At 63.3% G+C, this 13,707-nt stretch carries 16 protein-coding genes; 4 read left to right on the forward strand and 12 right to left on the reverse strand.

The window, feature by feature from the left end; all coding sequences use genetic code 11:
• Window positions 1-9 precede the first annotated feature (9 nt).
• The 3 genes from L630_RS0114620 to L630_RS0114630 all read left to right on the forward strand — a co-directional run bounded on the left by L630_RS0114620 (window position 10) and on the right by L630_RS0114630 (window position 2,801).
• Window positions 10-1,302, forward strand: a complete 1,293-nt coding sequence (locus L630_RS0114620) for a cytochrome b N-terminal domain-containing protein (RefSeq protein ID WP_024848990.1) — start codon at window positions 10-12, stop codon at window positions 1,300-1,302.
• A gap of 29 nt (window positions 1,303-1,331) precedes the next feature.
• Complete coding sequence (locus tag L630_RS0114625; RefSeq protein WP_024848991.1) at window positions 1,332-2,159, forward strand: cytochrome c1; 828 nt, start codon at window positions 1,332-1,334, stop codon at window positions 2,157-2,159.
• Window positions 2,160-2,255: 96 nt separating this feature from the next.
• Window positions 2,256-2,801 carry an adenine phosphoribosyltransferase gene (locus tag L630_RS0114630; RefSeq protein ID WP_024848992.1) on the forward strand — a complete coding sequence of 182 codons (546 nt, stop codon included), beginning with the start codon at window positions 2,256-2,258 and terminating at the stop codon, window positions 2,799-2,801.
• 28 nt (window positions 2,802-2,829) lie between these two features.
• On the opposite strand, the gene L630_RS0114635 is transcribed toward L630_RS0114630, so the two are convergent.
• The 8 genes from L630_RS0114635 to L630_RS0114670 all read right to left on the reverse strand — a co-directional run bounded on the left by L630_RS0114635 (window position 2,830) and on the right by L630_RS0114670 (window position 9,052).
• Window positions 2,830-3,294, reverse strand: a complete 465-nt coding sequence (locus tag L630_RS0114635) for a MaoC family dehydratase (RefSeq protein ID WP_024848993.1) — start codon at window positions 3,292-3,294, stop codon at window positions 2,830-2,832.
• Entirely contained in the window at window positions 3,291-3,752 is a 462-nt protein-coding gene (locus L630_RS0114640) for a MaoC family dehydratase (protein ID WP_024848994.1), read from the reverse strand. Before L630_RS0114640 ends, L630_RS0114635 begins: the two co-directional genes overlap by 4 nt.
• 208 nt (window positions 3,753-3,960) lie before the next feature.
• Window positions 3,961-5,064, reverse strand: a complete 1,104-nt coding sequence (gene ychF / locus L630_RS0114645) for a redox-regulated ATPase YchF (protein ID WP_024848995.1) — start codon at window positions 5,062-5,064, stop codon at window positions 3,961-3,963.
• Between the two features lie 73 nt (window positions 5,065-5,137).
• Entirely contained in the window at window positions 5,138-5,728 is a 591-nt protein-coding gene (locus L630_RS0114650; protein WP_024848996.1) for an exopolysaccharide biosynthesis protein, read from the reverse strand.
• A 38-nt stretch (window positions 5,729-5,766) separates the two neighbouring features.
• Complete coding sequence (locus tag L630_RS0114655; protein WP_024848997.1) at window positions 5,767-6,303, reverse strand: dihydrofolate reductase family protein; 537 nt, start codon at window positions 6,301-6,303, stop codon at window positions 5,767-5,769.
• 8 nt (window positions 6,304-6,311) lie between these two features.
• Window positions 6,312-7,031, reverse strand: a complete 720-nt coding sequence (gene pth / locus L630_RS0114660; RefSeq protein WP_024848998.1) for an aminoacyl-tRNA hydrolase — start codon at window positions 7,029-7,031, stop codon at window positions 6,312-6,314.
• A 24-nt stretch (window positions 7,032-7,055) separates the two neighbouring features.
• Window positions 7,056-7,673 carry a 50S ribosomal protein L25/general stress protein Ctc gene (locus L630_RS0114665; RefSeq protein ID WP_024848999.1) on the reverse strand — a complete coding sequence of 206 codons (618 nt, stop codon included), beginning with the start codon at window positions 7,671-7,673 and terminating at the stop codon, window positions 7,056-7,058.
• Window positions 7,674-7,831: 158 nt separating this feature from the next.
• Window positions 7,832-9,052, reverse strand: a complete 1,221-nt coding sequence (locus L630_RS0114670; protein WP_024849000.1) for an MFS transporter — start codon at window positions 9,050-9,052, stop codon at window positions 7,832-7,834.
• A 102-nt stretch (window positions 9,053-9,154) separates the two neighbouring features.
• Between L630_RS0114670 and L630_RS0114675 the strand changes: the two genes are divergently transcribed.
• The gene (locus L630_RS0114675) at window positions 9,155-10,000 is read left to right on the forward strand and encodes a helix-turn-helix transcriptional regulator (protein ID WP_024849001.1); all 846 of its coding nucleotides are present in this window, start codon (window positions 9,155-9,157) and stop codon (window positions 9,998-10,000) included.
• On the opposite strand, the gene L630_RS0114680 is transcribed toward L630_RS0114675, so the two are convergent.
• The 4 genes from L630_RS0114680 to pgeF all read right to left on the reverse strand — a co-directional run bounded on the left by L630_RS0114680 (window position 9,997) and on the right by pgeF (window position 13,644).
• Window positions 9,997-10,929 (reverse strand): ribose-phosphate pyrophosphokinase, encoded by a 933-nt coding sequence (locus tag L630_RS0114680; protein WP_024849002.1) that lies wholly within the window; start codon window positions 10,927-10,929, stop codon window positions 9,997-9,999. The two genes, L630_RS0114675 and L630_RS0114680, sit on opposite strands and share 4 nt — an antisense overlap.
• 147 nt (window positions 10,930-11,076) lie before the next feature.
• Complete coding sequence (locus L630_RS0114685) at window positions 11,077-11,631, reverse strand: hypothetical protein (RefSeq protein ID WP_024849003.1); 555 nt, start codon at window positions 11,629-11,631, stop codon at window positions 11,077-11,079.
• 67 nt (window positions 11,632-11,698) lie between these two features.
• Window positions 11,699-12,850, reverse strand: a complete 1,152-nt coding sequence (locus L630_RS0114690) for a Xaa-Pro peptidase family protein (RefSeq protein WP_024849004.1) — start codon at window positions 12,848-12,850, stop codon at window positions 11,699-11,701.
• Window positions 12,850-13,644, reverse strand: a complete 795-nt coding sequence (pgeF, locus tag L630_RS0114695) for a peptidoglycan editing factor PgeF (RefSeq protein WP_024849005.1) — start codon at window positions 13,642-13,644, stop codon at window positions 12,850-12,852. The genes L630_RS0114690 and pgeF overlap by 1 nt, the downstream gene beginning before the upstream one ends.
• Window positions 13,645-13,707 lie beyond the last annotated feature (63 nt).

The following is a 13,707-nucleotide window of genomic DNA, read 5'->3' on the forward strand; positions in this document are numbered from 1 at the left end:
CAATAGACCATGAGCGGTGGACACTCGACCTATTCGCCCAAGACCGGTATCGAACGCTGGATCGACGCCCGTATGCCGCTGCCGCGGCTCATCCACGATTCCTTCGTTTCCTATCCGGTTCCGCGCAATCTGAACTACGCCTACACCTTCGGCGGCATTCTCTCGCTGATGCTGGCGGTCCAGATCGTCACCGGTATCGTCCTGGCGATGCACTATGCCGCCTACACGGGCCAGGCCTTCAACTCCGTCGAGCAGATCATGCGCGACGTGAACTCGGGCTGGCTGCTGCGCTACCTGCACGCCAACGGCGCGTCGATGTTCTTCATCGCCGTCTACATCCACATCTTCCGTGGTCTCTACTACGGTTCCTATAAGGCTCCGCGTGAGCTGCTGTGGATCCTCGGCGTCATCATCTACCTCCTCATGATGGCAACGGCGTTCATGGGCTACGTGCTGCCCTGGGGCCAGATGTCGTTCTGGGGTGCAACCGTTATCACCGGCTTCTTCACCGCCATTCCGCTGGTCGGTGAGTGGATCCAGCAGCTGCTGCTGGGCGGCTTCGCCGTCGACAACCCGACGCTGAACCGCTTCTTCTCGCTGCACTACCTGCTGCCGTTCATGATTGCAGGCGTTGTGATCCTGCACGTCTGGGCGCTGCACGTTACCGGCCAGACCAACCCGACCGGCATCGAGGTCAAGTCGAAGACTGACACCCTGCCGTTCACGCCCTATGCGACCATCAAGGACGCATTCGGCATGGTCCTGTTCCTGATCCTGTTCGCCTACTTCGTCTTCTACATCCCGAACTACCTCGGTCACCCGGACAACTACATCCCGGCTGATCCGCTGAAGACGCCTGCGCACATTGTTCCGGAGTGGTACTTCCTGCCGTTCTACGCGATCCTGCGTGCGATCACCTTCAACATCGGGCCGATCGACTCGAAGCTGGGCGGCGTCCTAGCAATGTTCGGCGCGATCGCGGTGCTGTTCTTCGTGCCGTGGCTCGACACCTCGAAGGTCCGCTCGGCTGTCTACCGTCCGTGGTACAAGCTGTTCTTCTGGCTCTTTGCCATCAACGCCGTGTTCCTCGGCTGGCTGGGCTCGAAGCCGGCGGAAGGCATCTACATTCCGCTGATGCAGGCCGCGACGGTGTTCTACTTCGCATTCTTCCTCATCATCATGCCGGTGCTTGGCCTGCTTGAGAAGCCGCGCCGCCTGCCGAACTCGATCACCGAAGCCGTGCTCGAGAAGAACAAGTCGGCTGCGTCGCATCCCACGGTTTCCACTGAGGCCACGAGCTGATCGATCCGGTGCAGACAGGAACATCAACCATGAAAACTTTCCTTAAGGCACTGACGGTAGCTGGCATTGCGTTCGGGGCGGCAGGCGCCGCCCAGGCTGCCGATTATCCGCTCAAGAAGCCGGTCGAACAGGAATGGTCCTTCGCAGGCCCGTTCGGCACCTATGACAAGGGCCAGCTGCAGCGCGGCCTGAAGATCTACCGCGAGGTCTGCGCGTCCTGCCACGGCCTTGAGCGCGTCGCCTTCCGCAACCTGGCTGACCTCGGCTATTCGGAAGAGCAGGTCCGCGCGATTGCCGCGGAGTACGAGATCACTGACGGTCCGGACTCCTCGGGTGAGATGTTCACCCGCCCGGGTATCCCGTCCGACACGTTCCCGAACCCGTTCGCGAACGCCGAGGCCGCCGCTGCCGCTAACAACGGTGCTGCTCCTCCGGACCTGTCGCTGATCGCCAAGGCGCGCGCAGTGACCCGTGGCTTCCCGACCTTCGTCTTCGACATCTTCACCCAGTATGCCGAGGGCGGTCCGGACTACATCTACGCACTGCTGACGGGTTACGAGGATGCTCCGGAAGACCATCCGGTCCAGCCGGGCACCTATTACAACCCGCACTTCATCGCGAGCTCGGCGCTTGCGATGCCGCAGCCGATTACCGAGGGTCAGGTCACCTACGACGACGGCTCGCCGGAGACGCTGGATCAGTACTCTCGCGATATCTCTGCGTTCCTGATGTGGGCGGCCGAGCCGCACCTCGAGGCCCGCAAGAAGACCGGCTTCAACGTGATGGTGTTCCTGCTGATGTTCGCAGGCCTGATCTACCTCACGAAGCGTAAGGTCTGGTCGAACGTCGAGCACTAAGCCGTTCGAAACATTCGGAAGAACAGGGCGGCACCTGCCGCCCTTTTCTTTTGCCGCCGATCAGGGCAATCATGTCCGGCAATCAGGGAAGCGCCGATGTCCAACTCCGTCGAGGAAACTCTCCTTTCCGCCATTCGCACGATCTCCGACTATCCGAAGCCGGGAGTTCAGTTCCGCGATATTACGACCCTGCTGGGTGATCCGGCCGCGTTCCGGCTGGCAGTTGATGAGCTCGTAAAGCCCTATTCCGGGGCAGATATCGAAAAGATTGCGGGCATTGAGGCGCGCGGTTTCATCCTCGGCGGCGCGATGGCTCACCAGCTATCATGCGGCTTCGTGCCGATCCGCAAGAAGGGCAAGCTGCCGTTCGAGACCGTGCGCGTGGCCTACAGCCTGGAGTACGGCATCGACGAGATGGAGATGCACCGCGACGCGCTCGAGCCCGGCGAGAAGGTGATCATCGTCGACGATCTGATCGCCACCGGCGGCACCGCGGAGGCCGCCGTGAAACTGCTGCGCCAGATCGGGGCGGATATCGTTGCCGCTTGCTTCGTGATCGACCTGCCGGACCTTGGTGGGCGCAAGAAGCTCGAGGCGCTGGGCGTTCCGGTGCGAACGTTGATTGCCTTCGACGGCGACTGACGAAAAAGGCGGCCTTGAGCCGCCTTTCTTATTCCTGGACCAGGACGACGTTCTCGAAGCTGAGAACCTTGGTGCCGTCCTCGTTGTAGGCTTCGCCTTCAAGTGTCAGCAGGCGCCAGCCGGGCCGGGAGGCAAGTGACCGATGCGAGACGGCCTTGCGGGTAAAGGTGATCGTCTCGCCGGCGTAGACGGGCCGCAGCCACTTCAGGTTCTCGAAGCCGGGGGAGGGGCCGAATACCGGCCAGTCAGCCGTCCATAGGCCGTTCCGTCGCTCTTCTTCCTGTTGCAGGAGATTGTACTTCATCCAGTTTGCGCAGGTGTGCCAGCCCGAGGCGCACAGCGAGCCGAATACCGTGCCACGCGCCGCGTCCTCGTCGCTGTGGAATGGCTGCGGGTCAAATTTCTTGGCGAAAGCCTTGATCTCCTCGGCGGTGAAGGTGTGCGTGCCGAGAGTGACGGCCTCACCGATGCGGAGGCGCTCGTCGAAAGTCATGCTGCTGCCTCCCGCTTGAGGAACATTCCGGTATGCTTGCACTGCATGACCACGTCGCCGTTCTGGTTCGTCAGGTCATGGCGCACGGTGACGAAGCCGAGGTCAGGGCGCGAATTCGAAAGCCGTGTCGCCAGCACCGTCATCGTGCCGCGGAGGGTGTCACCGGCTAGCACCGGGCGCATCCAGCGCACATAGTCGATGCCGGGTGCGCCCTGGGAGGTCGAGTCGAGCAGGAAAGCGTCGCACATCAGGCGCATCAGCATCGCGCAGCTGTGCCAGCCGGAGGCGGCGAGGCCGCCCAGGATGGAGGCCTTGCCGGCTTGCTCGTCGAGATGCATCGGCTGGGCGTCGAACTCGGAGGCGAATTCGATGATCTCCTCCGCGGTGACGTGCTTCTCGCCGAGGTCGAGGGTCATGCCCTCCTGAAAATTCTCGAACGCCCACTTCTTCGTGGTCATCTGCAAATCCTGTTCAAGCTTGAACAATCAGTTTGCCGGATGCGGTAATGCATTGCAACCGGCGAAGGCCGTGCACTCTATCTGGCAGGGCGTGTGACAGGAAGGGGCAGGGAAGGTCCGCGGCCAGGCGCTGGAGCTACGGAGCGTTCTTGCTTGGGCTTTGGTCCCTAAACGGAAAAGGCGGCCCGCAGGCCGCCTTGGTTCGCCGTCAGACGTTGAACTTGAAGAGCAGGACGTCGCCGTCCTGCACGACATATTCCTTGCCTTCGTCCCGGGCCTTGCCGGCCTCCTTGGCGCCGGCTTCGCCGCCAAGGGTGACATAGTCGTTGTAGGCGATCGTCTGGGCGCGGATGAAACCGCGCTCGAAATCGGTGTGGATCACGCCGGCAGCCTGCGGCGCCTTGGTACCCTTCACGATCGTCCAGGCGCGCGTCTCCTTGGGGCCTGCCGTGAAGTAGGTGATGAGGTCGAGCAGTTCGTAGCCAGCGCGGATCAGGCGGTCGAGGCCCGGTTCCTCGAGACCCATTTCGGTCAGGAATTCCTTCGCTTCCTCGTCCGGCAGCTGGGCAACCTCGGCCTCGATCGCGGCCGAGATGATGACGGTGCGTGCGCCCTGCTCGGCGGCCATTTCGGCAACCTTCCTGGTGTGCTCGTTGCCGGTAGCGGCTTCCGCCTCTGCGACGTTGCAGACATAGAGGACCGGCTTGGAGGTGAGGAGGTTCAGGGTCTTGAGGATCGCAAGCTCCTCCGACGAGATGCCTTTGAGCATCATGCGGACCGGCTTGCCGTTCTGCAGCAACTCCAGCGCCTGTTCCATGACCGGCAGGATGGTCAGCGCTTCCTTGTCCTTGCCGGTTGCGCGCTTGCGGATCTGGACGATGCGGCGCTCGAGGCTGTCGAGGTCGGCGAGCATCAGCTCGGTCTCGACGGTCTCGGCGTCCGCGACCGGATCGATGCGGCCCTCGACGTGGGTGATGTCGTCGTCCTCGAAGCAGCGCAGCACGTGGACGATGGCGTCCACCTCGCGGATGTTGGCGAGGAACTGGTTGCCGAGGCCTTCGCCCTTCGATGCTCCGCGCACGAGGCCGGCGATGTCGACGAAGGAGATGCGGGTTGGAATGATTTCCTTGGAGCCGGCGACCTTGGCGATCTGCTGCATGCGCAGATCGGGAACCGCAACCTCACCGGTGTTCGGCTCAATGGTGCAGAAGGGATAGTTCGCCGCCTGCGCTGCCGCCGTGCGTGTCAGCGCGTTGAACAGCGTCGACTTGCCGACATTGGGCAGCCCGACGATGCCGCATTTGAAGCCCATGATCTGGTCCTGTCAGGTGATGGAAAATTGAGACAGGCTATGGGCGATAGGGGGGCGGATCGTCAACCCCTCGTCAGGTCGCAAGGCTCCAGAGCAGCCAAATCGCGCCGCCCAGAACGACGAGTCCCAGCAAGGCGAGCAGCCCGTCACGTGCCAGCATCGCCAGTGCAAACAGGGCAATGGCAGCGGCGATGATCGTCGCCGACATCGGCACCAGCTCAAGCGCCGGGACCATCAAAGCAAGGGTAAAGCACAGCAGCGCCCAGAGGCGATCGAACGGCGCGACGACCAGAGCCGAGAGGCGGCGGTCGATGACGCCATCGACAACCCTCGCGGGGCGGTTGAGCCAGGAAACAATCTGATCGATCCGGCTGCTGGGCAGGGTGGCGCGCAGGATGAAGTCGGGCAGCCACAGTTTCTCACGCGCAATCATCATCTGGACGGCGGTGAGGGCAATCGCGACCGCACAGATGGTCGCCACGCCGAAGATTGCCGTCAGCGGCGAGATCATGATGAGGGCAGGCAGGAGGATCAGCGGCGGGAACGCGCCATCGCCGATGCGGTCGACCACATCGGCGAGGGAAACCCGGTCGGCGCCTTTTGCCGCGTCTTCGACGCAGTCGAGCACCTCGACGACCGATTCAGGACTGCTGTTGTTCTCCATGCCGCAGAAAGGCTCCGAGGCGCACAAGGTTCCAGCGGTCAGGCGTCTCGCTTGACCCTGTAGCGCGAATGGATTGCCCCGTTTGCAAGCGGCTTGGCGAAGTCGAGGTCGAGCCAGACGTCGCGCCCTGGATGTCCGAAGGCCGGAAGGCCCTTGCCGAGGATCACCGGGATGGTGCCGATCTCGATCGTGTCGAGGAGACCGTCGCGCAGGAACTGTTGGACGAGGTCGCCGCCGCCAAACAGCCAGATGCGCCCAGCCGCTCCGCGTTCACGAAGGTTCGCGAGCAGATCGGCAGGCGAGCCGGATAACGCCTGGACGCCCTCCGGCGCATCCTCAATTGCACGGCTGGTGGCGACGGTGACGGGCCAGCGGCCGTAGTCCCATCTGCCGCCGCCGCGCGCAGCCTCGTAGGAGCCGCGGCCCATGACGATACCGCTTAGCGAGTCGAGAAAGCTGTCGAAGTCGTAGTCCGCGTCGGCCGGATAATTATCAAGCCAGTCAAACGCCCCGTCGGGTCTCGCGATGAAGCCATCGAGGCTCATTGCGAACATGTAGATGACATCGTTGCTCATGGCAGGAATCACTCCTTGTTGCCAAAGAGCTTCCTTAGCATCTCGGCCATCGGGCCTTTGTCAGGAATGTTCATCGCCGGCTTTTGCGGGCGTGCCTGGCGGATGTGGCTCTGTCCCTTCGGCTCAGGCTTTTTCTCCGGCTTTGCCGGTGATGGCTCCGAGCCGCGCAGGGCGATGGCCAGCTTGCTCATGAAGCCGTTGTCGTCACCGGCGACCAGCTTGTCGATCTCGGCGGCGATCGCCTCGAGCAGGGGATCCAGCCATTCGTGGTCGGCCTTGGCGAAGTCTCCGAGGACATGGTGCGTCACCATTTCCTTGATGCCCGGATGGCCGATGCCGATGCGAACGCGGCGGTATTCCTTGCCGCAATGCGCGTCGATGGAGCGGATGCCGTTATGGCCGCCTGCGCCGCCGCCCGTCTTCACGCGGACCTTGCCGGGCGGCAGGTCGAGTTCGTCGTAAAGGACGATCAGCTGCGACGGTTCGATCTTGTGGAAGCGCATGGCTTCGCCGACCGACTGGCCGGACAGGTTCATGAAAGTCTGCGGCTTGAGCAGCAACACCTTCTCGCCGCCGATGCGCCCTTCGGCGACAAGCCCCTGGAACTTCTTCGACCAGGGAGAAAACGAATGGCGGTGGGCAATCGCGTCCACCGCCATGAAGCCGACATTGTGCCGGTTGTTCTCGTATTTCGAGCCGGGATTGCCGAGGCCTGCAATGAGCAGCATGACGGTTCTCCCAGCCCGGGAGCCTTACTCTTCGCCTTCGGCGGCAGCAGCTTCCTCGCCTTCCTCAGACTTGAGGCCGGCCGGGGCTGCAATCGTCGCGATGGTGAAGTCGCGGTCGGTGATGGTCGGCTGAACGCCTTCCGGAAGCTTGACCGCGGAGATGTGGATCGAGTCGCCGAGATCGGTACCGGCCAGATCAACCTCGATGAAGTCCGGGATCTTGTTGGCGGGGACGTGAGCTTCGATCTCGTGACGGACGATGTTCAGCACGCCGCCGCGCTTGATGCCGGCCGACTGCTCTTCATTGATGAAGCGCACCGGGATCTGCACCGTGACGGTGGTGTTCTTGCTGACGCGCAGGAAGTCGACGTGGATCGGGAAGTCGCGAACCGGATCAAGCTGGTAGGCCTTGGGGAGGACCTGAATCTTCTGACCGTCGACGTCGATCGTGGCGATCGTGGTCATGAACCCGCCGCCGTGAATCTTGTAGTAGACGTCCTTGTAGCTCAGCGCGATCGAGAGCGGAGCCTGCTTGTCGCCGTAGATGACGGCGGGGACTTTGCCGTTGCGACGCAGTGCACGGGCGGACCCCTTACCGACCGTATCGCGCGTCTCGGCCTTGAGCTCGTAGGTCTGGCTCATGGCATTTCCTTTCGTTTCAAAACTGGAGTGTTCCCGGGCTGGCCCGAAAACGCCAAACCGGCCGTGTTGGGCACAGCCGATCCGCCCCGTGCTGCCTCCAAGGGTGTCTGCACGGGTGGCGGTGCTATAACCGAAGCGGCTCGCCGGTGCAACCTGAGTCAGGCATCAACCCGGCCGGAACGCAGTTCCTTCATCGACGGCAGGAATACCGTTAGCAGGCCGATCATCGGCAGGAACGAGCAGACCGAATAAACCCACTCGATGCCCCTGACGTCCGCCAGGACGCCGAGCGCGGCTGCGCCCAAGCCACCCATGCCGAAGGACAGGCCGAAGAAGATGCCGCCGACAAGGCCGACTCGGCCCGGCAGCAATTCCTGCGCAAAGACCACGATCGCCGGGAAGGCGGATGCCAGCACCAGGCCGACGATCATCGTCAGCACGCCGCTCCAGAACAGGTCAGCATAGGGCAGGGCAAGCGTGAAGGGCAGCACGCCAAGGATCGAGACCCAGATGACGTTCTTGGCGCCGATGCGGTCGCCGATCGGGCCGCCGAGGATGGTGCCGACCGCAACCGCGCCGAGGAACAGGAACAGCATCATCTGCGCCTGCTGCACATCGAGCGAAAACTTCTCTATCAGGAAGAAGGTGTAATAGCTGCTGATGCTCGCGAGATAGACGTTCTTGCTGAAGACGAGCAGCGTCAGGATCACCAGCGTCTGGACCACGCGCTTCTTCGACACCGGCAGTGTTTTGCTCGCCGCGGCCTTCTTGCCGTTGGCCTTCTGGTAGCGTCCGTACCAGTTGCCGACCTGGCGCAGAACGACCATCGAGATCAGCGCAAGGACAATGAACCAGGCAACACTGGTCTGCCCGCGCGGCACGACAATGAAGGCCGCGAGGAGCGGGCCCAGCGCCGTACCAGTATTGCCGCCGACCTGGAACACCGACTGCGCGAGGCCGTAGCGTCCGCCGGACGCCATACGCGCAACGCGCGAAGCCTCGGGATGGAAGATCGCGGAGCCGATGCCAATGAGGCCGGCGCCGAGGATCAGCATCGGATAGGTCGTCGAAAAGGCGAGCAGCAGCAAGCCGCAGCAGGTCGAGGCACTGCTGACAGGCAGCGACTGAGGCATCGGCTTCTTGTCGGTGTAGAGGCCGATCATCGGCTGCAGAAGCGATGCGGTGAACTGGAAGGTGAAGGTGAGCAGGCCGATCTGCCAGAAGTCGAGGCCGTAGTCTGCCTTGAGCATCGGATAGATGGCCGACAGCAGCGACTGCATCACGTCGTTGATGAAGTGGCAGAGGCAGACCGCTAGCAGAACGGGATAGACGGTACTCTCGGCGCGGGGCGCGCGGGCGCCAGCGGCAATGTCGGTCAAGATCGGAGCTCCTCGCAGCTTCTTGCCCTAACGTCTACGAGCATTGCATGCGTACGTCCTTCGTGGTTTGGTCGATTTCTTACGCAAGTGGGCCACCGCAGCATGACCACCAGTCAGGACGAGGCAGTGACACAAGCGGCCGCGAGAACGCGACTGCAGAACCATCTCGACTGGATCGACACGGCCGAGGGCGCGGTGCTGGCGATTGCCAGCGACTATCCCGACGGATTCAGGGTCAAGAGCCACAAGCACGGCCGCGCGCAGCTCCTGCACGCGCTGACGGGTGTCGTGATGGTCTCGACGGCGCAGGGGCGATGGATGGTTCCGCCCGACCATGCGATGTGGATCCCCGCAGGGATCGAGCATTCCGTCGAGACTCTCGGGTTCGTTCGCATGCGCTCGGCCTATGTCGCACCTGGCACGCTCGATGGCCTGCCTGACAGCGTATGCGTCCTTGCGATGACGGACTTGATGCGCAGCCTCATCATCGAGGCGGTCGAGATCGGCAAGGCGGAGCCCGACGACCGGCGCGGCAGTGCGGTCATGGAGCTGATCCTGCACGAAATCCCGCGGTTTCCGAAGAGGCCATTTGGATTGCCGTTTCCGGCAGATCCTAGGCTTGCAAAGCTGTGCCGCGCGTTCATCGCGTCGCCATCGCCACGCGCGACGATCGATGACTGGGCGCGGCAGGCCGGTATGAGCCGCCGCAGCTTTACGCGCGCATTTGTGACGGAGACGGGGCTAAGCCTTTCCGTCTGGAGGCAGCAGGCAACGCTGTTTGCGGCCTTGCCGCGGCTCGCGGAGGGAGTTTCGGTTACCGAGCTGGCGCTGGATCTTGGGTATGACAGCGCGCCGGCATTCACGACGATGTTTCGCCGGATGCTAGGGGCGTCCCCGCGCGACTATCTGCGTCGCCAGAGCGGGGACGGCCGGAATACGCAGCCTTAGTCGAACAGGCTGGAGACGGACTGCTCGCTGGCAGTACGCGAGATCGCCTCGCCGATCAGGTCGGCAATCGTGACGATGCGGATGTTGTGCGCTGCCTCGACAGCCGAAGTCGGCTGGATCGAGTCGGTGATGACCAGCTCCTTGAGCGCGGAGGAGGTGATGCGGGCAACCGCGCCGCCCGACAGCACGCCGTGGGTGATGTAGGCCGTAACGCTGGTTGCGCCGTTGGCCAGCAGCGCGTCAGCCGCGTTGCAGAGCGTGCCGCCGGAGTCGACGATGTCGTCGATCAGGAGGCAGTCCTTGCCGCGGACGTCGCCGATGATGTTCATGACCTCGGACTCGCCCGGCTTCTCGCGGCGCTTGTCGACGATGGCGAGCAGGGCATCGAGGCGCTTGGCCAGCGAGCGGGCGCGGACCACGCCGCCGACGTCCGGCGAGACGACCATGACGTTCGGCAGCTCGTAGTTGCGCTTCACGTCGCGGGCGAGGACCGGCACGGCGAAGAGGTTGTCGGTCGGGATGTCGAAGAAACCCTGGATCTGGCCGGCATGAAGGTCGAGGGTGAGAACGCGGTCAGCGCCGGCCTGCGTGATGAGGTTGGCGACGAGCTTTGCGGAGATCGGGGTTCGGCCCGAAGCGCGGCGATCCTGACGGGCATAGCCGAAGTAGGGGATCACGGCGGTGATGCGGCGGGCGGAAGACCGGCGGAACGCATCGATCATGATGAGCAATTCCATCAGGTGATCGTTTGCCGGATACGAGGTTGACTGAAGAACGAAGACGTCTTCGCCGCGCACGTTTTCCTGGATCTCGACGAAGATCTCCTGATCGGCGAACCGGCGGACGCTCGCCTTGCCCATAGGTATGTTGAGATAACGGGCGACGGCTTCAGCCAGGACCCGATTTGAGTTGCCAGCGAAGAGTTTCATAGATTTTCCCCGGGGAAGGATATGGGGCGGCTTTTAACGCCGCGGGCGGGTAATGCAAGAGTTGAGGGTGATCTTCTTCCGCTTTTGATCAGATTCCCGGGGGAACCGTTGCGTAAGCGCGTCAGTGTGCCGCTGCCGCATGCGGCATCAGCTCGGGCGCGCGGCGAGCCACGCAGCGAGCTCGTCGAGGGTCTGGTCGGCGATTGCCTCCATCGTCGGCACCTGTACCGAGGCCCAGCCTTCGCCGCCCTGCGCCACGTTCTTGCTCTTGCCCTGGATGCGGTGGACGCGCGTGCCGCTCGGGTCGACCACGTCCCACACGTAGATGACCGTCGTCTCGCCGTTCTCGGTGATGGCCGAAAAGTAGCCCTTGAGGATGTGCGTTGCCGAGGAGTCGCTGACGAGCTTCAGGCCGCGGGTACTGGCCTGGCTGGACAGACGGGATGCGAGTGGCCTCGAGGCGGCTTCCGTCGCGCCGATGATTGGCTCGATCTGGATACGCGCATTCGAAGCCACCGCCGCAGTCTGCGGCGCTGCCTGCTGTTGGGTCTGGTCGTTGATCGGGAACTGCGCCGGGCTCTCAGCCGAGCCGCCGCCCGTGCCGAGCAGCGCGGAAGGCTCGAGAACGTCCTTCGAACTGGTGCACGCGGAAAGCAGCGCTGCGGCGCAAATCACGATCGAAAGGGGCGGTATCCTTGCCACCTGCTTCCTCCGGAGACTGTCGCCTCGTTGCGAGGCCTCGGCCCTTCGTGAGCCGAGTATTATGAAATTATTGAACGATCAAGTCGAGGCCATGCCGCGAGAGTGCCCGGGGCTCGCCCTCGGTGGTGAGATAGGTACGCCCGAGCGTCATGGCAGTCTCTGTGTCCGAATCCATGATGATCATGTGCGCGAAAAGCGTCATGCCCGGCATGATCGGCTCGGGATTGCCCGCATAGAACATCGGCATGTCCATCCAGGACGGCGTAAAGCGCGCGCCGACCGAATAGCCGCAAGCATTTAGCCGGTGGCGGGTGAGGCCAGCTGCTTCCATGACCTTTGCATGCGCGTCGAAGACGTCGCCGAACGTCTTGCCGGGGGTCATCACCTTCTCGACTGCGAGCAGGGCGGCATGGGCCGCCTCGTAGAGCTCCTGATGCCGTTTGGACGCTTTGCCGGTCAGGATCGTGCGCATCATCGGCGCATGATAGTGGTGGTAGACGCCCGCCCACTCCAGCGTCAGCTGGTCGTTCTTGTTGAGCTTGCGGCGGCCGGCCTTGTAGCGGCACAGCAGCGCGTCGGCGCCCGAGCCGATGATGAACTCATTGGCCGGATAGTCGCCACCACCAGCAAAGATCGCGCCCTGCATGGCAGCGAGGATCGCACCTTCGTCGCCACCTTGCCGGATCAGCGGAAGTGCCGCATCGAGGGCGTCGTCGGCGAGTGCCGCGGCCTTCTCCACCTTCGCGATCTCGGCCTCGCTCTTGTAGAGGCGCAGGCGCGGGATGATCGAGGAGGCATCCTCAGTCGTCGCGAAGGTCTTCATCTCCTCATCGAGCAGGCGACCGTTCTTCGCGGTCAGGCCGTGCGTGTCGTACTCGATGCCGATGCGGCAGCCGAGGAGGTCGAGGTCGTTGAGGAGGTTGCGCAGGTCCGCGGCGGGGTTGGCGCCGTCGCGGTCCGTCCACACGACGATGTTGTCGAGCGTGGAAGTGTGACGCGCCTGGCGCAGGTCCGCCGAGCGCGTCATCAGGATCATGGAGCCATCGGCCTTCACGACGAGGCACTGGAAGAAGCAGAAGCCGAAGGTGTCGTAGCCTGTCAGCCAGTACATGCTCTCCTGCGCGAAGATGAGCATGGCATCGAGCTTGCGATCCGCCATCTCGATGACCAGCCGGTCGCGTCGCGCGTCAAATTCAGTCCTGTCGAAATGCAGCGCCATCAGCTGGCCTCCAGTGCAATTGCCGAAATCTGGCGTCCGTAATCGGGCTCCCCGCGGTGCGTGGTGCGCCGGTAGGAGAAAAACAGCTCTTCTTCCGCGTAAGTGCAGCGGCTGAGCATGCTGGCAATGACGCCAGCCTTCGAAAGTCGATCGACCGTATAGCCGTTGAGGTCGAACATGGAATGGCCATCCTTCGCCGACGGCTTGAACCAGACCGCGTTGGCCGGGTCCGCATCGACGAAGCGGGCGACGAATTCGGGGCCGACCTCGTAGTTCGCGACGCTGATCGATGGGCCGAGCACAGCCGTGATGTTCTCCCGGTTAGCGCCCAGCTTCTCCATCGCCTCAATGGTTGCCTCGAGAACGCCAGTGAACGCGCCCTTCCAGCCGGCATGAGCCGCGCCGATCACCTGTGCCTGCGGATCGGCGAACAGCACCGGGCCGCAATCGGCGGTCAGGACACCAAGCGCAATGCCGGGGGTGTCGGTGACCATTGCATCCGCTTTGGGGCGATCGCCCGAAAACGGTTCCCGCACGACGAGCGCGTCGGCCGAGTGGACCTGATAGAGGGTGACGAGGTGCGTCGGTGGCACGCCCATCCAGTTTGCGATGCGGGCGCGGTTTTCCGCGACCTTTTCCGGCGCGTCATTCGAGCCGACGCCGGCGTTCAGCCCGCGATAGATTCCTTCGGAGACGCCCCCGACCCGGGTGAAGAAGCCGTGCCTGATCCCATTCGAGGCAAACCGTTCGAGTTCGGGAGACCGGAGCGGATCCGGTCGAACAGCTTCCAGCATGTGCCGTCCTTATCGTTTCAAGTCGCCGTGGCGCCTGGTTTCGTTTCTTGCCGGCTGCGTTTT

The sequence above is a fragment of the Aminobacter sp. J41 genome (assembly GCF_000526635.1).
In the GTDB taxonomy this organism is placed as follows: domain Bacteria; phylum Pseudomonadota; class Alphaproteobacteria; order Rhizobiales; family Rhizobiaceae; genus Aerobium.